The 22,837-nt window shown below is 59.4% G+C and carries 20 protein-coding genes and 1 pseudogene; all 21 read left to right on the forward strand.

All coding sequences use genetic code 11. The features are described 5' to 3' along the window. The first annotated feature begins 29 nt into the window (after nucleotides 1-29). The 21 genes and pseudogenes from fliS (at nucleotide 30) to CTT34_RS00620 (ending at nucleotide 22,833) form a co-directional block, all read left to right on the forward strand. Nucleotides 30-446: a flagellar export chaperone FliS gene (gene fliS / locus CTT34_RS00520; protein WP_159340606.1), complete on the forward strand. Its 417-nt coding sequence runs from the start codon at nucleotides 30-32 to the stop codon at nucleotides 444-446. 7 nt (nucleotides 447-453) lie between these two features. Further along, nucleotides 454-861: a flagellar protein FliT gene (gene fliT, locus CTT34_RS00525; protein WP_159340607.1), complete on the forward strand. Its 408-nt coding sequence runs from the start codon at nucleotides 454-456 to the stop codon at nucleotides 859-861. Further along, on the forward strand, nucleotides 858-2,075 hold the full coding sequence (fliK, locus tag CTT34_RS00530) for a flagellar hook-length control protein FliK (protein WP_159340608.1): 1,218 nt from the start codon (nucleotides 858-860) through the stop codon (nucleotides 2,073-2,075). Before fliT ends, fliK begins: the two co-directional genes overlap by 4 nt. Beyond that, the gene (locus CTT34_RS00535; protein WP_159343668.1) at nucleotides 2,059-2,352 is read left to right on the forward strand and encodes an EscU/YscU/HrcU family type III secretion system export apparatus switch protein; all 294 of its coding nucleotides are present in this window, start codon (nucleotides 2,059-2,061) and stop codon (nucleotides 2,350-2,352) included. Before fliK ends, CTT34_RS00535 begins: the two co-directional genes overlap by 17 nt. A 105-nt stretch (nucleotides 2,353-2,457) precedes the next feature. Then, entirely contained in the window at nucleotides 2,458-2,790 is a 333-nt protein-coding gene (gene flhD, locus CTT34_RS00540) for a flagellar transcriptional regulator FlhD (RefSeq protein ID WP_159340609.1), read from the forward strand. Beyond that, complete coding sequence (flhC, locus tag CTT34_RS00545; protein ID WP_159340610.1) at nucleotides 2,787-3,311, forward strand: flagellar transcriptional regulator FlhC; 525 nt, start codon at nucleotides 2,787-2,789, stop codon at nucleotides 3,309-3,311. The genes flhD and flhC overlap by 4 nt, the downstream gene beginning before the upstream one ends. A 220-nt stretch (nucleotides 3,312-3,531) precedes the next feature. Continuing rightward, nucleotides 3,532-4,401 (forward strand): flagellar motor stator protein MotA, encoded by an 870-nt coding sequence (gene motA / locus CTT34_RS00550; protein WP_159340611.1) that lies wholly within the window; start codon nucleotides 3,532-3,534, stop codon nucleotides 4,399-4,401. Then, nucleotides 4,398-5,378 (forward strand): flagellar motor protein MotB, encoded by a 981-nt coding sequence (motB, locus tag CTT34_RS00555; RefSeq protein ID WP_159340612.1) that lies wholly within the window; start codon nucleotides 4,398-4,400, stop codon nucleotides 5,376-5,378. Before motA ends, motB begins: the two co-directional genes overlap by 4 nt. A gap of 45 nt (nucleotides 5,379-5,423) precedes the next feature. After that, a complete protein-coding gene (gene cheA / locus CTT34_RS00560; protein ID WP_159340613.1) occupies nucleotides 5,424-7,529 on the forward strand; it encodes a chemotaxis protein CheA in 2,106 nt (701 codons plus the stop codon). Then, nucleotides 7,526-8,026 (forward strand): chemotaxis protein CheW, encoded by a 501-nt coding sequence (cheW, locus tag CTT34_RS00565; RefSeq protein WP_044629561.1) that lies wholly within the window; start codon nucleotides 7,526-7,528, stop codon nucleotides 8,024-8,026. The genes cheA and cheW overlap by 4 nt, the downstream gene beginning before the upstream one ends. Before the next feature lie 131 nt (nucleotides 8,027-8,157). Further along, the gene (locus tag CTT34_RS00570) at nucleotides 8,158-9,438 is read left to right on the forward strand and encodes a methyl-accepting chemotaxis protein (RefSeq protein WP_167520887.1); all 1,281 of its coding nucleotides are present in this window, start codon (nucleotides 8,158-8,160) and stop codon (nucleotides 9,436-9,438) included. A gap of 68 nt (nucleotides 9,439-9,506) precedes the next feature. After that, on the forward strand, nucleotides 9,507-11,687 hold the full coding sequence (locus CTT34_RS00575; RefSeq protein ID WP_159343670.1) for a methyl-accepting chemotaxis protein: 2,181 nt from the start codon (nucleotides 9,507-9,509) through the stop codon (nucleotides 11,685-11,687). Further along, nucleotides 11,684-12,553: a CheR family methyltransferase gene (locus tag CTT34_RS00580; RefSeq protein WP_159340614.1), complete on the forward strand. Its 870-nt coding sequence runs from the start codon at nucleotides 11,684-11,686 to the stop codon at nucleotides 12,551-12,553. Before CTT34_RS00575 ends, CTT34_RS00580 begins: the two co-directional genes overlap by 4 nt. Before the next feature lie 87 nt (nucleotides 12,554-12,640). Then, nucleotides 12,641-13,701: pseudogene (locus tag CTT34_RS00585) on the forward strand (protein-glutamate methylesterase/protein-glutamine glutaminase). 53 nt (nucleotides 13,702-13,754) lie between these two features. Further along, nucleotides 13,755-15,464 (forward strand): methyl-accepting chemotaxis protein, encoded by a 1,710-nt coding sequence (locus tag CTT34_RS00590; RefSeq protein ID WP_159340615.1) that lies wholly within the window; start codon nucleotides 13,755-13,757, stop codon nucleotides 15,462-15,464. Nucleotides 15,465-15,517: 53 nt separating this feature from the next. Continuing rightward, nucleotides 15,518-15,907, forward strand: coding sequence for a chemotaxis response regulator CheY (gene cheY, locus CTT34_RS00595; RefSeq protein ID WP_139527816.1), 390 nt, complete (start codon nucleotides 15,518-15,520; stop codon nucleotides 15,905-15,907). 42 nt (nucleotides 15,908-15,949) lie between these two features. Beyond that, nucleotides 15,950-16,645 (forward strand): protein phosphatase CheZ, encoded by a 696-nt coding sequence (cheZ, locus tag CTT34_RS00600; RefSeq protein ID WP_159340616.1) that lies wholly within the window; start codon nucleotides 15,950-15,952, stop codon nucleotides 16,643-16,645. Between the two features lie 133 nt (nucleotides 16,646-16,778). Continuing rightward, a complete protein-coding gene (gene flhB / locus CTT34_RS00605) occupies nucleotides 16,779-17,945 on the forward strand; it encodes a flagellar biosynthesis protein FlhB (RefSeq protein ID WP_159340617.1) in 1,167 nt (388 codons plus the stop codon). After that, nucleotides 17,942-20,023 (forward strand): flagellar biosynthesis protein FlhA, encoded by a 2,082-nt coding sequence (gene flhA, locus CTT34_RS00610; protein WP_159340618.1) that lies wholly within the window; start codon nucleotides 17,942-17,944, stop codon nucleotides 20,021-20,023. The genes flhB and flhA overlap by 4 nt, the downstream gene beginning before the upstream one ends. Before the next feature lie 18 nt (nucleotides 20,024-20,041). Further along, the gene (flhF, locus tag CTT34_RS00615; protein ID WP_159340619.1) at nucleotides 20,042-22,237 is read left to right on the forward strand and encodes a flagellar biosynthesis GTPase FlhF; all 2,196 of its coding nucleotides are present in this window, start codon (nucleotides 20,042-20,044) and stop codon (nucleotides 22,235-22,237) included. Continuing rightward, complete coding sequence (locus CTT34_RS00620; protein ID WP_159340620.1) at nucleotides 22,234-22,833, forward strand: hypothetical protein; 600 nt, start codon at nucleotides 22,234-22,236, stop codon at nucleotides 22,831-22,833. Before flhF ends, CTT34_RS00620 begins: the two co-directional genes overlap by 4 nt. Nucleotides 22,834-22,837: the final 4 nt, after the last annotated feature.

The following is a 22,837-nucleotide window of genomic DNA, read 5'->3' on the forward strand; positions in this document are numbered from 1 at the left end:
GGTTTTACCTCAAACAGGAGTGCCCGCTAATGACTTACACTCGCGGTGGCGCCGCTAACGGACGTGGTGCAAATGCGTATGCCCGTGTCGGCGTTGAAAGTGGTGTTATGTCTGCTGATCCGCATCAGCTGATCGTGATGCTCTTTGACGGTGCTCAGGCAGCCATCCGTGCGGCGCGTATTCACATGCAGGCTGGTAATCGGGCAGAGAAAGGGCGCTCGATTTCCAAAGCCCTCGATATCATCAATAACGGTTTGGCAGCTGCCCTCGACCATGAGAAAGGTGGTGTGATTGCCGAGCGACTTGCATCGCTCTACGACTACATTGCTCGCTTGCTGTTGACGGCTAACCTGCGCAACGACGAAGAGAGCCTCAATCAAGCCGAACGGTTGCTTGAAGATATCGCTTCCGCCTGGCGTGAAATCGGTCAACAGCAGAGTGCATGAGGCAAGCATGGCAGCTTCCGAAACAGCCCATCGTCATTCGCAGCAGGCACTCCTGGATGCCTATGCAAAGCTGTTGGTGCGCGTGCACTATATGCACGAGCTCGCCAACGCAGAAAAGTGGGCAGAACTGATCGAGCAGCGCAGCAACTATGTAGTGCTGGTCGAAGAGGTGCGTGAATTAGATGTCACGGTGGTGCTCGATGCTCAGGCCAAGCAGCGCAAGTCCGAGCTGTTGGAGCAAATCCTGGAGCACGATGTCGAGATTCGCCGCCGTTTGGTCGCCCGACGCGATGAGCTTGGTAAGTTGATTGGCGTGACCCAGCGTCAGCGCGACCTGCACCGTGCGTATGCGCCGCAGCAGGGAGCATACAACGGTTACGAGAGCGACCCCTCTCGCGATAAGGGGGCATCGTGAGTGGCATTACGCCGCTTATCGACACTCTTTTACATCAAGTGCTTGGTCGCCAAGCCGAGGTGTCCACGCAGCGTGCGCTGAATGCCCCCGTGCAACCTGTGTATGCCGGTGACGGTCCGCGAGCACTGCAAGGAGATGCCGGGCTGGATGGGCGCCCACTGGCACCGCTACTCGGTGACCTAAAGCGCCTGCCAGGCTCTCCCGATGGGTTTCGTCAGGCGCCTCCTGGTACGCTGCCCGGTAATGCGCCCAGCTCGACACAAACCCACTTTAGCCCTGCCGCACGCACCATCGCCGATGTGTTGCTGCGTTTTCCTGCGCCTCCCACCGTGCTGCGCCCCCAGGCCCCGTTAATGTCGACGCAGGAGCCGCCTTCGGCACCCGTAGTGGCCAATCGGTTAGAGGCGAGCATTCGTGATAGCGGGCTCTTTTACGAAGCGCATCTCAAGCGCTGGTTTCAAGGCGATACCTCTCGGCAGCAGTTGATGCGTGAGCCGCAGATGCAGCCAGGGCCTCGCCCTGCCGCTGTTTTCGTACCCAGTTTCACGTCGGCAGTGCTGAGTGCCACCGCCACTGCGCCCGCCTCGGCGCTGGTGACAAGCACCGCGCCATTCACCATTTTGCCGAATACCCCACTGACCCCTTTGACAGGCAATCAACCGTTGCTGGAGCGGCCCGCCATGTTGCCGCCCAGCCCCAATGCCGTGCCATCGCCCCTGACGAACAGTCGAGAGCTCCCCCAGTTGCCTGTCGCCCTGCCGGCAAGCAGCGAATGGGACGTGTCGAGTCGTGGGCCAAGAGAGATTGTGCACGAGAGTCTTCAAGGGCTGGTGCGTCAACAGCTAGAGATGATGGTAACGCCGACGCTGCGTTGGGAAGGTGATGTTTGGGCGGGCATTTTTATGGCGCTCGTCATCAACCTGCCCGGCCGCGACGGGCAAAAAGAGGGAGCGGGTGACGAGGGCGAAGCCGACGAGGGGTGGCGTTCTGAAATGCAGCTCGATGTCCCTAACCTGGGGCGTTTCAACATTGCACTTGCACTTTACCAGGGAGCCTTGACGATCGACCTAACGGCCGAGGACGCCGAGACGCGGCAGCGCCTGGAAGAGGGGGTGGGCGCGCTGGAACAACGATTGAGCGCGTTCGATTTTCGTAAAGTTAAGGTCATGGTTAGACATGTAACATTGGAGAGCGATGATGGCGACCTCGGGTGATCGACGCCGCCAAGCCGTCGCGCTGGCCTATCAAGAGGGAGAGCAAGCCCCGCGTGTGGTCGCGAAAGGGTATGGCGAACTCGCGGAGCGCATCATGGCAGAAGCGCAGCGCCAGGGGATTTACGTACACGATGCCCCTGAGTTGGTAGCACTACTGATGCAATTGGACTTGGATGCAGAGATACCCGCCAGTTTGTACCAAGTCGTCGCTGAGCTGCTCGTCTGGGTCTTCGAGCTATCGGACGGAGGGCTGAATCAGCGTGAAAGGCTCAAGTAGCCAATACAAGCGTTGTATGCAACCATGATACTGGGTAAGAAAAAGTCATCAATGGCGCCAGTATAATGGTCACAATGTCGCGCCTGTGTCGTTCGATGGGACACTATGAGTCAAACAAGCTTTCTCGATGAGATTCAAGAAATTAACTTAGCGTATTTGCTACTTGCGCAGCGCCTGCTAAGCGAAGATCGCGAGCCGGCCATGTTTCGCCTAAAAATCGACGGCGAGCTCGCCGACCTTTTGGTATCGCTCAATGCATGGCAGCTCACCAAGCTTGCGCGTAGCAATCAGTTGGTATGCCGGTTCAGCCATTCGAGTGGTCAACGGCTACGCGAAATTCTCGAAAACCCCAGGGATCAAGGGCTATCAGGCCTGCATGCGTCGCTGTTATCTGCCTGTGAGCCGATGACATCGCTAACGTCAGGAGAGTCGAAGTGAGCCAGAAGAGCTTGGTTGATGAAATGCACCAAGTGCAGCTGGCAATCGAGCTGATTGAGTTAGGTGCACGTTTGCAGGTGCTGGAAACGGAAACGGAGCTGAGCCGCACGCGCCTGATCAAACTTTATAAAGAGGTGCGGGGCATGTCGCCGCCCAAAGGGATGCTGCCATTCTCTGCAGATTGGTTCGTCACTTGGCTGCCCAACGTGCACTCCTCTTTTTTCTACAACATCTATGTCGGGCTGTTGAAAGGCGCGGGCTGTGAGCGCATCGATGCTTTCGTCAAGGCGTATCGCTTGTACGAAGAGCAAATCTCGCTGGAGGATGTGGAGCCAGTATTAGGGTTAACGCGCGCTTGGACACTGGTGCGCTTTTTTGAAAGCGATCTGCTACAGCTGACCACCTGCACGCGCTGTGAAGGCCACTTTGTCGCTCACGCCCACAGTCCGACGCACGATTACGTGTGCGGTATTTGTCAGCCCCCCTCGCGTGCTGGCAAGACCCGTAAAGCATCGCGTTGAACGTATAAAATTGTCACGCCCCTAGCGGCGAGGCCGAGAATTAATAAACTACCTCTTTAACGGTTAGATAGCGGTAAAAGGCGGTGGTACTTTTTCATTAAACAGCGCACTCGTCTTAGTATGATGTGGCTAAGTAGCACTTGGGATGGAGCGGTGCCTGTGTGGTCAAGCCTGAGGCCCTGCTCTTTTTGAAAAAACTGATATCGCAAGGACTCTGCTTGTGCTGATTCTTTTAGGTTATGTGGTCGTACTGGTGTGCGTATTCGGCGGCTATGTACTGGCAGGTGGCAGCTTGGGGCCGCTGTATCAGCCGACGGAGCTGCTGATGATCGGTGGGGCGGGCGTGGGGGCGTTCATTGCCGCCAACAACGGCAAGGCCATCAAAGCAACGTTCAAAATTCTGCCGCGGCTAAAGCGAACCAAAAAATATAACAAAGCGCTCTATATGGAATTAATGGCGCTGCAGTACAAAATTCTCTCCAAGGTACGCCGTGAGGGGATGCTTGGCATCGAGCGCGATATCGACAACCCCGAGGAAAGCCCGCTGTTTCAAGAGCACCCGTCGGTGCTGGCAGACCCGCATATCATGAACTTCTTGACCGACTATCTTCGCCTAATGGTGAGTGGCGGTATGGAGCCCATGGAAATCGACGAGCTGATGCTGCATGAGATCGAGGTCTTCGAACAGGAAGCGCACGTGCCCATCGACGCCATTGCCAAAGTGGGTGATGCCATGCCTGCGTTCGGCATCGTGGCGGCGGTCATGGGGGTCATCAAGGCGTTGACCTATGCGGACGCCACCGCTGCGCAGATGGGGGAGATGATAGCACTGGCACTGGTTGGTACGTTCCTAGGGATTCTGCTGGGTTACGGCTTCATCAGCCCGATTGCGAGCTACGCCGACCGTCAGGCCAAAGAAGCGGAGAAAATGCTGCAGTGTATCCGCGTCACGCTGCTGGCGAGCCTGCATGGCTATGCGCCTCAGCTTGCCGTCGAATTTGGCCGTAAAGCGCTGCATACCGCAGAGCGTCCCAGCTTCACCGAATTGGAAGAGTACGTGCGCGACGCCAAAAAGGGCAGTAATGCATGAGTAAGGGTGGGGATAAGCGTCCGATTGTCATCCGGCGCAAAAAAGTGGTCCATGCCCACCATGGGGGGGCATGGAAGATCGCGCTGGCGGACTTTATGACCGCGCTGATGGCGCTCTTCTTGGTGATGTGGATTCTGAGTGTGTCCAGTGAAGAGACTCGGCGGGGCGTGGCGGAGTACTTTAGCACCCCACTCGTCACGGCCATTACCGGGGGAGATATGTCGGGAAGCACCAGCGTCATTCCCGGTGGTGGGCCTGACCCTACGCACAGCGATGGTGAGCGCGCGCGCATCGACGTGCTGCAGCACACTCGCCCCAGCGCTCAAGAACGACGCTTCTTCGATGACTTGCAAGAGCGTATCGAGCGCGCCATCGAGCGTGACCCGGAACTGCGTGAACTGCGTAACCAGATGCGCTTCGACTTAACCCGGGAAGGGTTACGGATTCAGCTACTGGATACCGAGCAGCGCCCCATGTTTGAGTTAGGGAGCGATCAGGTAGCGCCGTACATGCGCAGCCTGCTGCGTACCATGGCTCCGTTGTTGAACGATTTACCTAACGATCTCAGCATCAGCGGTCACACCGACAGCGTTCCTTATGCCGGTGGTTATCGCGGTTACAGTAACTGGGAGCTCTCCAACGACCGTGCTAATGCGTCGCGTCGTGAATTAGTGGCCGGTGGGCTTGATCCAGATCAGCTTTTACGCGTATCGGGCTTTGCGGATCGCGTGCTGTTGTCTGACACTGCGCCCACGGATCCGATCAATCGTCGTATCGAGCTCGTCGTGCTGCTGCCAGAGATCGCCGAAGCCATTCGCAACCCAGGCATTCTCTCGGCGGACGACACCCTGCCAGAGGGCGAGGTGCCCGAGGCACTGCTTCCCGACGACGCCTTGCCCAGTGACACGGCGCTCGATGAGCCGGTACCAGCAGAACAAGTGCCACCAAATACGCCACAGGTCGACGATGAAGGGTAATCGCGGCTTGTCACAAAAAAATATGACGTTCACGTGGAGCGGTGCATGGATATAGCGGATTTTTTTGACACCTTTTTTGAAGAGGCTGAAGAGCTGCTTGCCGACATGGAGCAGCACTTACTGGAACTGGATGTCGATGATCCGGATAGCGAGCAGCTAAACGCTATCTTCCGCGCAGCCCACTCTATCAAAGGTGGCGCAGGAACCTTCGGTTTTAGCGTGCTACAGAAAACCACGCACATTTTCGAAAACCTGTTGGATCATGCTCGCAAAGGCGAACTGACCCTGCGTGCGGAGCACGTGGATACCTTTTTAGAGGCCAAAGACATCATGCACGAGCAGCTCGATGCCTACCGCAACGAGGAAGAGCCCAATCAAGAAGCGTATGAGCGAATCTGCCAAACGCTGCAGCAAATTGCCCTCGAAGAGATAGGCAAAACGCTCGATGCTCCTGCGGCTGCCCCTGCACCCAAACAAGAGGCGCCCAAAGAAGAGAAAGAGACCGCGTCCGCGTCCGCGAGCAGTGGCGGTGAGCAGAGGCTCAAAGTGGCGCTTCTGAACGTAGGTGATAAAGATCGTGGACTGCTCGTCGAAGAGCTAGAGCAGCTAGGCGATATTCAATCCCAGTCGGGGGACGAAAAACGCTACGAAGTCACGCTGACGGGTGGCGTCAGTGCCGATGATATCGAAGCGGTCATGTGCTTCATCATCGAGCCGGATCAAATCGAAATCACGACGCTGGGCGAGGCAGCCCCCGCTGCGGCACCAGCACCCGACGCGAAAGCAGACAACGTCACCCCTACCGCAGAAGCACCGGTAGTTGAAGAGAAACCGGCCGCACCGGCTCTGGAAAAAGCGCCTGCCAAAGCACCCGCCAACAAATCGACGAAGGCTGCGCCCAAGAAAGCGGCTGCTGAGTCCTCCTCCATTCGTGTCTCGGTGGATAAAGTCGACCAGATCATCAACCTGGTGGGCGAGCTGATCATTACCCAGTCCATGCTCGATCAAACGGTTAGCGACCTGGGCGACCAGTCGGTGGGCAACAGCTCACTGCAAAATGGCATGAGCCTGCTGCAGCGTAACGCGCGTGATCTGCAAGAAGCGGTCATGTCGATCCGTATGATCCCCATGGAGTTTGTGTTCAGCCGTTTCCCTCGCGTAGTACGCGACACCGCTGGCAAGCTCGGTAAAGAGATCGAGCTGGTGACGGAAGGAAAATCCACCGAGCTGGATAAAAGCTTGGTCGAACGTATCACCGACCCGCTAACGCACTTGGTGCGTAACAGCTTGGATCACGGCATCGAAATGCCCGATGAGCGGGAAGCGCTGGGCAAGCCGCGTACCGGCAAGCTGGTCCTCTCTGCCCGCCATCAGGGGGGCAACATCCTGATTGAAGTGCGCGACGACGGTGCCGGCATGGATCGTGATCGCTTGCTGGCCAAAGCCCGTGAAAACGGCTTGAACGTCTCGGACACCATGTCGGACGAGGACGTCTATCAATTGATCTTCGCTCCCGGCTTCTCCACGGCGAAGGAGGTGACCGATGTCTCCGGCCGTGGCGTGGGGATGGACGTGGTCAAGCGGAACATTCAAGGAATGGGTGGCCGGGTAGAAATTCAATCCAAGAAAGGCGAAGGCACCAATACACGTATCGTGCTGCCGCTGACGCTGGCCATCTTGGACGGCATGTCGATCAAAGTCGGCAACGAAACCTTTATTCTGCCGCTCTCTACCGTGCTTGAGTCGCTGCAGCCTGCCAAAGGCGATATGTATGCCATGGCCGGAGACGACGTGGTACTCAAGGTGCGCGATGAGTACCTCCCGGTCATCGCCATTCACGAAGTGCTGGACGTCGAAAACGCCATTACCGACCCGACCAAGAGCATTGCCGTGATCGTCCAAGGGGAAGGACGGCGTTACGCCATGCTGGTGGACGAGTTGATCGGCCAGCAGCAGGTCGTGGTAAAGAACCTCGAAGACAATTATCGCAAAGTGCCCGGCGTATCGGCCGCTACCATCTTGGGGGATGGCAGCGTTGCGCTAATTCTCGATATCACTGGCTTACACCGTTTGAGCCGTGCCAAAAAAGAAGCAGGGAAAGTCGCTAATCCACCCCATCTCTCTTATTACAAGGAGGCTGAGCCGTCATGAGTCAAGCATCTAATGAGGCGGTGCTAGCCGCCGCCGAAGCGGAAAATCGCGAATTTTTGGTGTTCTCGCTGGGCGATGAAGAGTACGCCATCGATATTTTGAAGGTGCAGGAGATCCGCGGTTACGAAAACGTGACCCGGATTGCCAATGCGCCCGACTTCATCAAAGGGGTGACGAACCTTCGCGGTGTGATCGTGCCCATCGTGGACCTGCGTATCAAGTTCCACCTGGATAACGTCGAGTACGGCGGCCAGACCGTGGTGATCGTCGTCAACGTGGCCGATCGCATCGTCGGTATCGTGGTCGATGGCGTCTCCGACGTCATGACCCTGACGCCGGATCAAATCAAGCCGGCGCCCGAGTTTGGCGTCACGCTCTCCTCCGATTTCCTGAGCGGCCTCGGTAGCCTAGACGACCGGATGCTCGTCTTGGTCGATATCGACAAACTGCTGACCAGCGAAGAAATGGCACTGGTCGACAGCACCAGTAACCGCTAACGACCTGCCACGGGGCACACGGAGCGTGCCCGTCTCGAGCCAATGAACAACCCGCTCTGGCGCCATGGATAGCGCTGGCCAGTACGGTTGTGTTTGGAGAAAAGCGTGTGACACAGCTAGTACGTCAACTGATGAGTAACATGACCGTCCGACTCAGTTGGGGGCTGGTGCTCGCCACCTTCAGCGTCTGGGTACTCATCGCCTGTGGGATTGGGCTTTATGCGCTGCATCATGGGGCGAACATCGTCCAGAGTGCCAACGACCCGCAGGCGCAGCAGCTGGCGTTCAGCGCCTTTGCCACCCAAATTCGCTGGGTGTTGATCGGCGTGGTCGCCATGACCTTGCTCACGGTCGCGGTGGTGGTGTGGGGCGTGAGCGCCAACGTGCTGCGCCCGCTAGATCGACTGGTGGGTTATTTCGAGCGCATGGCGCAGGGAGATCTCAATCAACAGATCCGCTCGCCCGGTAATAACGAGATCGGCAAGCTCTATAGCGCGATGGCGCACATGCAAGGCTCGCTCTCCGAGACCGTTGGTGTCGTCCGGCGCAGTGGAACGACCATCTTCGAGCGTTCGCAGCATATTGCCAGCGGTAACAACGACCTCTCATCGCGTACCGAACAGCAGGCCTCCTCCCTCGAAGAGACCGCGTCTAGCATGGAGCAGCTCGCCTCGACCGTCAGTCACAATGCCGACAATGCCCGTCAGGCCAGCCAGTTAGCGGGTGACGCGACACTCACGGCACGGCGCAGCGGCGAGGAAGTCAGTCAGATCGTCGATACCATGCAAGAGATCAGCGCCAGTTCCCATCAGGTCGCTGACATCATCACGCTGATCGATAACATTGCCTTTCAAACCAACATCCTGGCGCTGAATGCGTCGGTCGAGGCGGCGCGCGCTGGCGAGCACGGCAAAGGGTTTGCCGTGGTGGCTCAGGAAGTGCGGAGCCTTGCTAGCCGAAGCGCCAGCGCGGCCAAAGAGATCCGCACGCTGATCGATACCTCGCTCGGCAAAGTGGATGTCGGCACCCAGCGTGTCAATCAGGCAGGTCAGACCATGCAGGATCTGGTGGCCGCCGTGCAACGCGTCAGCGATATCATGGATGAAATTGCGTCCGCCTCCGAAGAGCAGAGCAATGGTATTGGTCAGGTGAATCAGGCCGTTGCCCAAATGGACCAAGTCGTGCAACAGAACGCGCAGCTGGTGCAGCAAGCCGCTCGCAGTGCCAACGAACTCGAAAGTGAGGCGGCGCGTCTGCGTGAAGCCGTCGAACGCTTCCAAGTAGCAGGCACCGGTCAAACGCTGTCACACACCCGAGCGGCCGCGTCGGCTATCGCCCCCGCGCCTCGCGCCCCCCAGCCTGTTGCGAAACCCGTCGCGACCACCAGCACCGACGAATGGGAAGCTTTTTAAGAGGGCGGCTTTTTCCGCCACCAGAATGACCCGAAGACGTGCCACAACATAAACAATAAGGCAGCATGATGCGTAATAACCAGCCAGTGACTCAACGGGAAGTTGAGCTTAAACAAGACGATTTTCTTGTCTCACGCACGGATTTGAAAGGGCGGATTACCTACGCCAATCCGGCGTTCATCGAGATAAGCGGCTATCAGCACGACGAGCTGATCGGGGCACCGCATAACCTGATACGTCATCCGGATATGCCGTCGCCCGCGTTTGAAAATCTTTGGAAAACCGTTCAGGCCGGTGACACCTGGCGGGGACTGGTGAAGAACCGCTGTAAGAACGGCGACCACTACTGGGTCGACGCCAGCGTAACGCCGATCGTGGAAAACGACCAAGTGATTGGTTACACCTCGGTTCGCGTGCAGGCAACCCGTGAGGCGATTGCGCAAGCGGAACGGCACTATGCCGACATGCGTGAGGGGCGCCAAAAGCGTCTCTACCTCGATAAGGGTCGTGTACGCCAGAAAGGGGTGTGGCAGCGTATCAAGCGCACCCGGCTCGACACCATTCGTGCCAAGTTGATCGGCATGGTGGTGGTCGCGGGAGCGCTACTGACGGCCAGCGGAGGATTAGGGCTTTACGGCCTGAACGTGGCGGGTGATCGGTTGGGCGAGCTAAACGACGACGGACTCAGAGACGTTATTCGGTTACAGCAGATCGACCAAACCATCGCTCAGACCCGTCAATCGATGATCGAGCCCGAGCGTATGGAACTGATCAACCAGCGCTTCGAGATGGGCGAGGCCGTTGCTGACAATGCCGCTGAAGTGGCCAACGTGTGGGAGGCGTTCTACCGCCGCGACGTGAACGCGACACCGCTTGCCGATGCCTTCAACGAACAGTTGCAAGCCTTCTTGACGAACGGCATGAACCAAGCGGCAAGCGTGCTACAAGCCGAAGAGACGTACCAAGCCTTCACCGGCCTGGACGGGGTGATCAACGTCATGAATGAGGATGGGCGTGCCCTATCGGGCATGGTCAACGAGCTGATAGCGCAAAAACAGGCGGCCGCCGAGGCCATGGCCGCAGATGCCGAGCGTGGCCAGACAGCCATGTTCACGGCCCAGGCCGCGATGCTGGGCATAGGCCTACTGCTGCTGGTGCTCATCAGCGTCGTGACGCTGCGCTCGATCATTACGCCGCTCAAGCGCGCCTCGCGTTTCACGCTGCAAATTGCCGGTGGCAACCTGGCGGCCCGCGTACCGCCCAAACGGCGCGATGAGATTGGTCAGTTGATGGACTCGCTCAATACCATGCGCAAAAGCCTGAGCAGCATCATTAGTGACGTGAAAGGGGGCATCGAAGTCGTCACGCCCGCCGCCAAAGAGATCGCCAGCGGTAACGAAGCGCTTTCGTCGCGTACCGAGCAGCAGGCCGCATCGCTGCAGCAAACCGCCTCGAGTATGGAGGAAATGACCACGACGGTACGGCAAAACAGTGATAATGCTCAAGAAGCGCGGCGGCTGGCCGATAATAATGCAACAAGGGTTACACAAACCGGCGAATTGATGACACAACTGGTCGCCAATATGCAGCGGATTACCCAAAGCTCACAGAAAATGACCGAGATCATCAACGTCATCGATTCGATTGCCTTTCAGACCAATATTTTGGCCTTGAATGCATCGGTGGAGGCCGCTCGCGCTGGTGAGCATGGCCGGGGATTCGCCGTAGTGGCCGAAGAAGTGCGCAAGTTGGCCGGACGCAGTGCTGGGGCATCGCAAGAGATTCGTTCGTTGATCGACGCATCCAACCAGCAAGTCAGTGCGGGTGCCGGTCTGGTAGAGAAAGCCGAAGCAGCCATCGTTGATGTTGCTGACGCCGCCCGCAGCGTGACCCACATCATGCACGATATCTCGGCAGCCTCCGAAGAGCAGAGCAGCGGGATTGCGGAGGTCAATCAGGCCGTCGCAGAGATGGATCAAGCAACACAGCAAAACGCCCTGCGCGTTCAAGAAACGGCGCAAGCGGCAATGGCATTAGAGCAGCAGGCAAGCCTGTTGGCGCTATCGGTGGAAGCGTTCCGGCTCACGAGCCAGGGGCCGTTGACGCCGCCAGCCGGTCAATCTGGCATGGCCGCTTTACCGAGCGCCAAGGCACCGCCTGCGGCAGACAAGATCAGCAGCGCCACAACGCCTGCGCCGAGTCATAAGAAGCGGCAGATGGCCTCTGTAGAGGAGTGGGAAGAGTTTTGACAGACCAACGCGAACGGGGTAGCGACGCCGGCCAATGGGCGTCCAGTGGACAGATCGAGCGTGATCTGGTGCTGACCGATGCGGATTTTGCGCGTATTCGAGAGTTGATTTATCAGCGCGCAGGCATCGTTTTGGCCGAGCATAAGCGTGAAATGGTCTACAGCCGCTTGGCCAAGCGGCTGCGTCATCACGGCATGACGCGCTTTACCGACTACCTGTCGCGGCTGGAGCGTCAGCCTGACGCGAAAGAGTGGGAAGCGTTCACTAACGCGCTGACGACCAATCTCACGGCTTTTTTCCGTGAGTCACACCACTTTCCGCTGCTTGCCGACCACATCAAGCACAAGCCTGATCCCGTCACCATTTGGTGCTCGGCGGCATCGACGGGAGAAGAGCCCTACTCCATCGCCATGACGCTGTTGGAAACCCTGGGGCCCAAAGCGTCCCAGGCCAAGGTCATTGCCACGGATATCGACACCGAAGCGTTGGCCAAAGCGCGTAAGGGCATCTATCCCCAGGAGCAGGTGCGCAAACTCGACGAAGCGCGGGTTAAGCGGTTCTTTCAGAAGGGGACCGGCAACCATATCGGGCTTGCCCGTGTGCGGCCGGAGGTGTCGGCACTGGTAGAGTTCATGCCACTCAATCTATTGGCACCCCAGTGGCCGGTCAAAGGGCCGTTCGATGCAGTGTTTTGCCGTAATATCATGATTTATTTCGATAAAGACACGCAGGCCAAGATTTTGAAGCGGTTCGCACCGCTCATGAAGCCCGACGGTCTGCTTTTTGCAGGGCATTCCGAAAACTTCTCGTATATCAGCGATGCGTTTAAGTTGCGCGGGCAGACGGTTTACACCCTCGCGAAATAAGTGAACAAAAGATGCGCGCTTCGCTCGGCCGTGGGCGTTATCCCCCACGAGCGACGCGGCAATGGCTACCGTAAGAGGAGGCGTGCTTTGAGCGCAGCCAAGATTAAAGTGTTGTGCGTCGATGATTCGGCGTTGATTCGTGATTTGCTGACGGAAATCATTAACTCACAGCCCGACATGGAAGTCGTCGCCGTTGCGCCTGACCCCATTGCTGCCCGTGATTTGATCAAGCAGCACAACCCTGATGTGCTGACGCTGGATGTCGAGATGCCGCGTATGGACGGACTCGACTTTTTGGAGCGCTTGATGCGTTTGCGCCCGATGCCGGTGCTGATGGTGTCATCGCTGACGCAAAGCGGTTCTGAAATCACCCTGCGAGCGCTGGAGCTGGGCGCGCTGGATTTTGTTGCCAAGCCGAGCCTGGGCATTCGTAGCGGCATGATGGAGTACGCCAACGAGATCGCCGATAAGCTCCGCGCTGCCGCACGCTCTCGCCCGCGTCAGGCGCGTCATAAGAACACGCCCCCGCCCAGCCAGTTAAAAGCGCCGATGACGACCAGTGAAAAGCTCATCATCATCGGCGCCTCCACGGGAGGTACCGAGGCCATCCGCGCGGTGTTGGAGCCGCTGCCTGCCAACGCGCCTGCCATTTTGATCACCCAGCACATGCCGGGGGCTTTACCCGCTCCTTCGCTGAGCGTCTGGATCGTTTGTGCCGCATCACCGTGAAAGAGGCCACCGACGGCGAGCGTGTGCTACCCGGTCACGCTTACATTGCGCCCGGCGATCAGCACCTGGAGCTGGCGCGTAGCGGTGCGAACTACGTGGCCCGGCTCAACGATGGACCGCCGGTGAACCGTCACCGACCGTCGGTCGATGTGCTGTTTCACTCGGCTTCGAAGCATGCCGGTAAGAACGCCATCGGCGTGATTCTCACTGGGATGGGGAAAGACGGCGCGGCGGGGCTGTTGGAGATGCGCCAGGCAGGCGCGCCCACCATCGCCCAGAACGAAGAGTCCTGCGTGGTGTTCGGCATGCCTCGTGAAGCGATTGCCGTTGGCGGCGCCGTCGAAGTCGTCGCGCTCGACGACATCCCGTCACGGTTGATGGCACTCATCGCCGCCTCCGGTCGCGCCCAGCGCGTTTGACGACACGATAACGATCATCACCAGGACAGATATTGACAAGGGAAGCTACAACAATGACTCGCTTGCTGCGCAATCTCAGTATTCATGCCGCCGTCGTCACGGCACTTACATGCTTCGTCGCCCTCATTTTGGTGGTGGCCGGGCTAGGGGTCATGGCCGACCGTAACGCGCAAACCAATCTGGCTACGCTCAATTTGATTGGCAATGAGCAGCTCAACGAGCTGAACCGCGCGGATTCGCTGCTCAATCAGGCCATGCTGGCGATGGAAACGGCGTCGAATCTGTTGATGGTGGGGCGTACGCAGCAATCCAACGAGCAGGTCGATGTGGCGGCCAACCGCATCGAGCGGGCCGAGCAGCGCTTCAATAAGTTCGCGGCCGCACCACGTACGCCCCAAGGGCAAGTATTGGGTGAGGCGGTGGATGACAATTTCCGCACGGTACTCGAGCTGGTCAAACAGCAGCACGCCAGCTTCGAGTTCATGGATATCAATACCTTCAATCAGTTGCGCGGTGAATTGGCAGAGCCCCTCAGCGAGCTTGCTGAAAGCACCACGGCGTTTGTCGAGTACGCTTTTGATCGCGTCGACACAACGCGTACCGATGCCGAGTCCCAGGGCGATACCTTTACGCTGATTAACGCTCTTGCCGTTGGGTTGGCCCTGCTGGTCACGCTGTTGATCTATCTCGGCTTGCGCCGTACGGTCATTGCGCCGTTGAACAATGCCGTTCAACGGCTGGATCGTATTGCCGAGGCGGATCTGACCCAGCCATTGCCCGAAGCCGGTAAGAATGAAATTGGACGCCTTTTCGCGGCCATGGCGACCATGCAACAGAACCTCAGCGCGACCGTGACACGCGTACGCGAAGGCAGCCGCGAGATTCACCACGGTACCCGAGAAATCGCCAGCGGCAATGCGGATCTTTCGTCACGCACCGAGCAGCAGGCTGCTTCGATCGAGCAAACGGCGGCCAGCATGGAGCAGATGACCGCGACCGTGAAGCAGAACGCTGACAATGCCCGTCAGGCCAGCACCTTGGCTGCGGACGCCTCGACCACGGCCGAGCAGGGCGGCGACGTGGTTCAGCAAGTGGTCGAGACCATGCAGGGTATCTCCACGAGCTCGCAGAAAGTGGCCGACATTACCAGTGTGATCGATTCGATTGCTTTTCAGACCAATATTCTAGCGCTCAACGCCTCCGTTGAAGCGGCGCGGGCCGGTGAGCAGGGGCGCGGCTTTGCCGTCGTAGCGGGCGAGGTGCGTAACCTCGCTAGCCGGAGTGCCGATGCCGCAAAAGAGATTAAAACGCTGATTGACGCCTCTGTTAGCCAAATCAACCAGGGCTCTTCTCTGGTAGAAAAGGCGGGGCAAACCATGACCGACGTGGTCACGGCGGTGCGCCGCGTGACCGATATCATGGATGAGATCTCCGCTGCGTCTCAGGAGCAGAGCGATGGTATCGAGCAGGTGAGTCAGGCCGTTGGCCAGATGGATCAGGTGACGCAGCAAAACGCTGCGCTGGTGCAGCAAGCCTCTGCCGCTGCGGCGTCGCTCGAAGAGCAGGCGAATCGCTTAGAGGAAGCCGTCGCGGTCTTTCAGGTGGTGAGCGCCCAGTCCGCGCGCAGCGCGTTACCGCCGCAGCGTGACGCGGCGTCGAGCGCGCCTAGCAAACCCGCGCTGGGGAAAGCAGCACCGTCTGCCGCTACGCCGTCGCCGCGTCAAGCGACACCCCAACACCACGATGAGTGGGAAGAGTTTTAACCCTGACTGAATTGACAGTCACCCAATACATGATGTTAGTGAGAGGATGACCCATGGCCGATAAGAACATGAGCTTCTTGGTAGTAGACGACTTTCCCACCATGCGCCGGATCGTCCGCAGCCTGCTCAAAGAGCTTGGCTTTACCAACGTGGATGAAGCCGAAGATGGGCAAGACGCGCTCAACAAGCTGCGCGCTGGCAACTTTGAGTTCGTCGTGTCAGATTGGAACATGCCGAACCTTGACGGCCTGGAGATGCTGAAGGAGATCCGTCAGGATGATGCGTTGAAAGACCTGCCGGTTCTCATGGTGACGGCGGAAGCCAAAAAAGAGAACATCATTGCTGCCGCACAAGCAGGTGCCAATGGTTACGTCGTCAAGCCGTTCACTGCCGCCACCCTGGAAGAGAAGCTGAATAAAATCTTCGAGAAAATGGGTAAATGACGCGGCTGAGCCAAGGTGCTCGGTTAACGAGGAGACAACACAATGAGTCAGAATGAGCAGGGTGGTTCTGCCCAACTGTCCGAAGAAGCCGCTGAAGACCTGATCTTTCGTATCGGTAAGCTCACCCGCATGCTGCGCGACAACATGCGTGAGTTGGGCTTGGACAAAGAGATCGAGAAGGCTGCCGAAGCGATTCCCGACGCCCGTGACCGACTGCACTATGTGGCGACGATGACCGAGCAGGCTGCGGACAAGGCGCTCAATGCCATCGACCGTGCACAGCCGCTGCAGGACCAGCTCTCTGAACGCGCCGAAGCCTTGGATAAGCGCTGGGCCGAGTGGTTCGAAGCGCCCAAGGAGTTGGATGACGCCAAGGCGCTGGTCAAAGAGACGCGTACCTACCTGGGCGATGTACCGCAGATGACGGCAGCGACCAACAAAGAGTTGCTGGACATCATGATGGCGCAGGACTTCCAGGATCTCACCGGTCAGGTCATCAAGAAGATGATGGACGTGATCCGCGAGATCGAACACCAGCTGGTTCAGGTGCTGATCGACAACGTGCCCGGCGCAGAAGCGCGTGAAACGATGCAGCGCAAGGCCGAAGATCAGTGGAAAAACGAGAACGCTCGCCGTAACGAAGACCTGCTCAACGGGCCTCAGGTCAAAGAGAACGCCCCCGATATCGTCACCGGACAGGATCAGGTAGACGACTTATTGGACGAATTAGGCTTTTAATGCCGGGTTATTAGCACATTGTAACCCCCTGCATCTGGCAAAATAAGACCTCAGTTCAGCCGTCCTCAAGGGCGGCTGTGCTTATGGTATGCCTTATTTTGGTCAACCGACCACTCGTCAGCCGGATGACAGCATGGCAGATAACGACAGCGATCAGGAAAAAACCGAAGAGGCCACGCCCCGACGCTTGGACAAAGCGCGGGAAGAGGGTCAGGTGCCTCGGTCCCGAGAGCTGACGACCTTCATGATGCTGCTCGGAGGCGTGCTGGGTCTGTGGGGCATGGGGCAGATGCTCTACGACCAGCTCGGTATGGTGATGGAGCAGGCGTTCTTGTTCGAGCGCCGCCACGCCATGGAAAGCATGCCGATGCTGGTCAACGCACTCGACTTGGGCCAGCGAACGCTGATAGCGATGCTGCCGCTCTTCCTTCTGCTCACGGTCATTGCGCTGGTTGCTCCCGCTCTGCTGGGCGGCTGGCTCGTCTCCGCCAAATCCCTGCAGCCCAAATTTTCGAAGCTCAATCCCATCAAGGGGATCAAACGCCTCTTCTCCACCCAGGCGCTGGCCGAGCTGGCCAAGGCGATTGCCAAGTCGGTGCTGGTGGGGAGCGTGGCGTTTAGCTTTTTATATTTTAATATGGGGCGCTTCTTAGGGTTGATGGATCAGCCCGTTCAGCAGGCGCTGGTGAGCGCGCTGAACATGGCCGCGCTCGCGGCAGGGCTCATCGTTTTGTCATTGATCGTGGTGATCCTGATTGACGTGCCGTTCCAGCTTTGGAACAACGCCAAGCAGCTGCGCATGACCAAAGAAGAGGTGAAGCAGGAGCACAAAGACTCCGAAGGCGATCCTCACGTCAAAGGGCGCATTCGCCAGCAGCAGCAGGCCATGGCACGTGGGCGCATGATGAGCAAAGTGCCCGAAGCCGATGTGATCATCACCAACCCGACGCATTATGCGGTGGCACTGGTGTACCAAGAGGGGCGCATGGGGGCTCCGCGGCTAGTGGCCAAAGGGGCGGATGCCGTGGCGGCCCGCATCCGTGACATAGGCGAAGAGGCCGGCGTGCCGCGATTGGAAGCAGCGCCTCTGGCGCGTGCCCTGTATCATCATGTGGACTTAGAGGCCGAGGTGCCCGCAGAGCTATACACCGCCGTGGCCGAGGTCATGGCCTGGGCCTACCGTCTGAAGCACGTTGCACAGCAAGGAGGCGAGGTGCCCCCCACTCCCGATAATTTACCGGTTCCCCCGGAAATGGACAGTCCCGGCCGTCGCGCCGGTGGCAATGAGGCGCAAACATGAAAGGCTTAAGCCAGTTGATCAATCAGCGACCCTGGATGAACGACGTGAGCATGAAGCTGCTCGCTGGCCCGCTGCTGATTTTAATGATTTTGGGCATGATGATTCTGCCCCTCCCGCCGTTCGCGCTGGATCTGCTGTTCACCTTCAATATTGCGCTGTCGATCATGGTGCTGCTGGTCAGCATGTTTGCCGAAAAGCCGCTGGATTTTGCGGCGTTCCCGGCGGTACTGCTATTCACGACACTGCTGCGACTCTCTCTAAACGTTGCCTCTACCCGCGTGGTGCTGATGGAAGGGCACGAAGGCGGCGACGCGGCGGGCAAGGTCATCGAGGCATTTGGTACCTTCCTCGTGGGCGGTAACTTCGCGGTGGGGTTGGTGGTCTTCCTCATTCTGGTCATCATTAACTTCATGGTTATCACCAAGGGTGCCGGGCGTATTGCCGAAGTGGGCGCTCGCTTCGTGCTTGATGCCATGCCCGGCAAGCAGATGGCCATCGATGCCGACTTGAACGCTGGTCTGATCGGGGAAGACGAAGCGAAGAAGCGCCGTGCCGAAGTGGCCCAGGAAGCCGACTTCTACGGCTCCATGGACGGTGCCAGTAAATTCGTCCGCGGTGATGCAGTGGCGGGTCTGGTCATCATGGTGGTCAACATCATTGGCGGTTTGCTGATCGGTATGATGCAGCACGACCTGGGCTTTGCCGATGCCGCGCGTACCTACACGCTGCTGACGATTGGTGACGGCTTGGTCGCACAGATTCCGGCGCTGGTCATCTCGACCGCTGCAGGCGTTACCGTCTCCCGCGTGAACACCGAGCAGGACGTGGGTCAGCAGATGATCAGCCAGCTGTTCGTCAATCCCCAAGTCATGATTCTGGCGGCCATGGTCATGGGCTTGCTTGGCCTTGTGCCCGGCATGCCGAACTTCGTGTTCCTGGTCTTCACTGCGCTGCTGGGCGGTTTGGCGTGGTATCTGATCCGTCGCAAAGAGCATAAGCTAGTCAAAGAAGAGATATCCACGGCACCACCGCCGGTTCAAGAAACGCCAGAGGCCAGCTGGGAAGACGTCCAGCTGGTGGATACGCTGGGCCTGGAAGTGGGCCACCGTTTGATTCCGCTGGTGGATTCACGGCAAAAAGGCGAGCTGTTGGGGCGTATCAAAAGCGTGCGCAAGAAATTCGCCCAGGAGGTGGGCTTCCTACCGCCGGTGGTGCATATTCGCGATAACTTAGAGCTGCCACCCAACACCTACGTGCTTTCCATGAAGGGTGCCGAAATCGGTCGCGCCGAGGCGCAGCCCGGTAAGTGGCTCGCCATCGACCCTGGCCAAGTGTCTGGGGAGCTGCAGGGCACACCGACCCAAGACCCCGCCTTTGGTCTGCCCGCGGTATGGATCGACGCCAATCAGCGCGAGCATGCCCAGGTCTACGGTTACACGGTCGTGGATGCCAGCACGGTGATTGCCACGCACCTGAACCACTTGTTACATCGCCACTCTCCTGAAATGTTGGGCCGCCAGGAAGTGCAAAAGCTGCTGGACAAGCTGGGCGAAGATCAAAAATCGCTGGTCGAGGAAGTGGTGCCCAAAGCGATCTCTCTCACCGTACTGCAGCGGATTCTGCAGAATTTGCTGGACGAGGACGTCTCGATTCGCGACATGCGCACCGTATTGGATACCCTGGCCGAGTACGCTGGGCAGCAGAAAGACCCCAACGAGCTGACTGCGCTGGTGCGTATCGCGCTGGGTCGCGCGATTACCCAGCAGTGGTTCGCAGGCCAAGAGACGCTGCACGTCATGGGCCTCGATGCGCAGCTTGAACAAGTATTGATGCAGGCCATGAACGGTAACGGTGCCATGGAGCCGGGACTGGCGGATACGCTGATGAATCAGGCGCAGCAGGCGCTGGAGAAGCACGAAGGCAGTGGTGAAGCGCCGGTCCTGGTCGTTCAGCACTCGCTGCGAGCGGTGCTGTCGCGCTTTTTGCGCCGCCGGATGCGCCACCTGGTGGTCATGTCCCAGGCCGAGATTCCCGACGACCGCACCCTGCGTGTGACCACCCTCGTGGGTGGCCGCTAAATTGGTAACAGGTGACATATGAGCGTGAGACGTTTTGTCGGAGCAAATAGTCGCGATGTAATGCGCCAAGTGCGCGAAGTACTGGGCGACGATGCGCTAATCGTCGCCAATCGCCGCACCGAAGGCGGCGTTGAAATTCTGGCCATGGCCGACGACGCCGTCGATCAGTTCGACCCGTCGCCGACGACCCCCGTAGAGCCCCCCCGTGAAGCACCGGCTCCCGCCTCAGCCCCCGCTTTCTCGCTGCCGACGCAGCCGGACCCGCTGGAAGCGATGAGCGAGCGCCTGTTACGGGAAATGCAGGATATGCGTGAGTTGCTCTCCCGCCGTCAGCCGGTCGCCGACCCCTCGCGCGGCGCACAAACGACCTACGAGCACCTTCAAGAGCTGCTGGCGCGGGTAGGCTTTAGCGCCGAGCTGAGCCATGAGGTGCTCGAAGCGCTGCCCGACGAGCTAATGACACGGGAAGGCAGCCAGGACGCTGCTACCGCCTGGCTGCGCGAGCAGCTCATGGCGCGCCTGAAGGTGCTCACGCACGAAGAGCGCTTTTTCGATCAAACCGGTATCGTGGCACTGGTAGGGCCTACCGGTGTCGGTAAAACCACCACCACGGCCAAACTGGCGGCGCGCTTCGTGATGCGCCACGGCACCCGACCCGTGGCCCTGGTGACCACCGACAGTTTCCGGATCGGTGCCCACGAGCAGCTGCGTATCTACGCCCGGCTGCTGGATACGCCCATGTATGCCCTCGACGTCGAGCAGCCCATCGACGAGCTGGTAGGGCGGCTGCAAGGCAAGCAGTGGGTGATCATCGACACCGTCGGCATGAGCCAGCGGGATCAGCGGGTCATCGAGCAAATTGCGCATTTACAGGGCGGGCAGTCGACCGTCAGGCTGGTGCTGCTGCTCAATGCCGCCAGTCAGCCGGAGACCCTCGAAGAAGTGGTGCTGCGCTATCGTCAGGCGGCACGTGCCGCTGGAGCCGAACTCGACGACTGCATCATCACCAAGCAAGACGAAGCCGGGCGGCTGGCACCCGTGCTGGATATCGTGATGCGCCACGGTATGCGCGTGCTGTTTGGCTCATACGGCCAGCAGGTGCCCGAGGACATGGCCGTGGCAACGCCCTCTGGGTTGATCGATCAAGCGCTATCTACCCGTGCTTCCAACGTTTCGGCGAACCGGTCCGCGCCGGTGAGCTTGCCGCGCTGGTCCCGGGACGTGCTGGGCCAAGGACGCAGGCTGTCGTCGGTCCTGACGCGGTTGCGTCAGCGGGTCGTCGATTTTCATCGGTTAGAGGCCGCCTGGGACATCGCTGCGTTGCCCAGCGTAGTGCAGGACCAGCGCCTGGAGGCGCTGCTGACCGGCGCGCAGGCCACCCATGACGCGATGGGCATTGTGTGGTCGCCAAGACGCAACGAGCGTGGCTGCGACTGGTCGATGCCGGACGTGGCGCTGAACGAACAGGGCGCTTGGCTGGCGCTAACGCGTTTACAGCACCGCCAACCGGCGGGATGGCAGCCACGCTTGGCGCACTGCCCGACAGACATTGCCGTCCACTTGCTGCCCGCTCTACCGGAGCCAGACACGCTGGCATGGCTCGCCGACCAACACTTGACCTGGGTCAGCGCCGTGTCCGCGAGTCAACGCGTACACTGTCAGGGCGAGCGCTACACCCTGCGCACGCTGTTTCAAGAGAGTACGCTCACTCACGCCGTGAACATTCGGTTTCGCGGGCAAGGCATGCAGCTGCTGACCGCCTACGTGGAGGCGACAGATGCCGCTGGCAACGCCGTGCTGGCCTGGGTCGGCGAGGTTCGCGATCCAGAGAGCAGCAAGCGCGTGGTGCGCCGCTACTGGCTGACGCCTGCCCGACTGGGAAGCGATGTGCTATCGCTGCTGGTCACCCAGTTACAGAGTGACGGGTTGTCGGCGCTCACCAAGCGGGCTTGGCAGCAGTTGAAAGAAGCGGATGGCGGCGAAGTGAGCAGTGAGCTGCGGCTACTCATGGCCAGCGGTGCCGCCGCAGTGGCGGGCCATTTGGACCTGGCCGATGACGAAGCGGCCCAAGCCTTACGGGCCGATCTGCTGCGTCTGCTAGGTACCCAGCGAAAACGCCGCGACACCGCGCTGCTGGACGCCTTGGTGCACGTATTAATGGCCCGCGATGCCATTCGTCAGCTAGGCAGTGTCAGTCGTGAGGGCTTGGAATGAGCGGTCAAGATCAAGCGGCGGGCCTGCGTAAATGGGCCGATCTGCAGCGCCAGCAGCGGGCCGCAGAGGACGAGCCGCAAGATGCCCAGGACGCAACAGCGGCTCCTGCCGCGCCCGTCACTGCCGAAGAGGCCGCGGTGCATACCCAGGACGCCATGGCACCCACGGTTGCCTCGGCCGCCGAGCCCGCGACGGTGACGCCACCGCGCCCTCAAAAACCGCTGGTCGTGGTAGGGCTCCCGAACACGGGGGCCGCGCAGGTGGATAAAGTGCGCGGCCGCTTGGGGCAGTGGTCTGCGTTGGGCCGCCAATGGGCAGGCGACCCCCAGGATTGGAAGATTCAGGTGGTCATGGCCGACACGCCGTCGCTGGCCACGCTGGCGAAGGCGCATGCCCGCTGGGCGCTATGGGTCAGCAGCGATGCCGATGCCTTCGCCAGTATGTATCGGGTGCTTCGCCAAGTGCGGGAGCACGGCGGCCCGCGACGTCTGCTAGCGCTCCACGAGCCGCACCTACCGCGCCAAGGGCTGCTGGAGAATTTGCGTGATGCCGCCGCGCACTACTTGGACATCGAGCTGCTACTGCTAGCGCGCTGAACGG

Source organism: Halomonas meridiana, from assembly GCF_009846525.1.
GTDB lineage: Bacteria > Pseudomonadota > Gammaproteobacteria > Pseudomonadales > Halomonadaceae > Vreelandella.

Bases quoted from the DNA above. Each gene is read 5' to 3' on its own strand.
- CTT34_RS00590 (WP_159340615.1), top strand. From the start codon at position 13,755: ATGACTCGCTTGCTGCGCAATCTCAGTATTCATGCCGCCGTCGTCACG.
- flhF (WP_159340619.1), top strand. From the start codon at position 20,042: ATGAGCGTGAGACGTTTTGTCGGAGCAAATAGTCGCGATGTAATGCGC.
- cheZ (WP_159340616.1), top strand. From the start codon at position 15,950: ATGAGTCAGAATGAGCAGGGTGGTTCTGCCCAACTGTCCGAAGAAGCC.
- flhA (WP_159340618.1), top strand. From the start codon at position 17,942: ATGAAAGGCTTAAGCCAGTTGATCAATCAGCGACCCTGGATGAACGAC.
- flhD (WP_159340609.1), top strand. From the start codon at position 2,458: ATGAGTCAAACAAGCTTTCTCGATGAGATTCAAGAAATTAACTTAGCG.
- flhB (WP_159340617.1), top strand. From the start codon at position 16,779: ATGGCAGATAACGACAGCGATCAGGAAAAAACCGAAGAGGCCACGCCC.
- cheW (WP_044629561.1), top strand. From the start codon at position 7,526: ATGAGTCAAGCATCTAATGAGGCGGTGCTAGCCGCCGCCGAAGCGGAA.
- fliS (WP_159340606.1), top strand. From the start codon at position 30: ATGACTTACACTCGCGGTGGCGCCGCTAACGGACGTGGTGCAAATGCG.
- CTT34_RS00620 (WP_159340620.1), top strand. From the start codon at position 22,234: ATGAGCGGTCAAGATCAAGCGGCGGGCCTGCGTAAATGGGCCGATCTG.
- cheY (WP_139527816.1), top strand. From the start codon at position 15,518: ATGGCCGATAAGAACATGAGCTTCTTGGTAGTAGACGACTTTCCCACC.
- CTT34_RS00575 (WP_159343670.1), top strand. From the start codon at position 9,507: ATGCGTAATAACCAGCCAGTGACTCAACGGGAAGTTGAGCTTAAACAA.
- CTT34_RS00535 (WP_159343668.1), top strand. From the start codon at position 2,059: ATGGCGACCTCGGGTGATCGACGCCGCCAAGCCGTCGCGCTGGCCTAT.
- cheA (WP_159340613.1), top strand. From the start codon at position 5,424: ATGGATATAGCGGATTTTTTTGACACCTTTTTTGAAGAGGCTGAAGAG.
- CTT34_RS00570 (WP_167520887.1), top strand. From the start codon at position 8,158: ATGAGTAACATGACCGTCCGACTCAGTTGGGGGCTGGTGCTCGCCACC.
- fliT (WP_159340607.1), top strand. From the start codon at position 454: ATGGCAGCTTCCGAAACAGCCCATCGTCATTCGCAGCAGGCACTCCTG.
- motB (WP_159340612.1), top strand. From the start codon at position 4,398: ATGAGTAAGGGTGGGGATAAGCGTCCGATTGTCATCCGGCGCAAAAAA.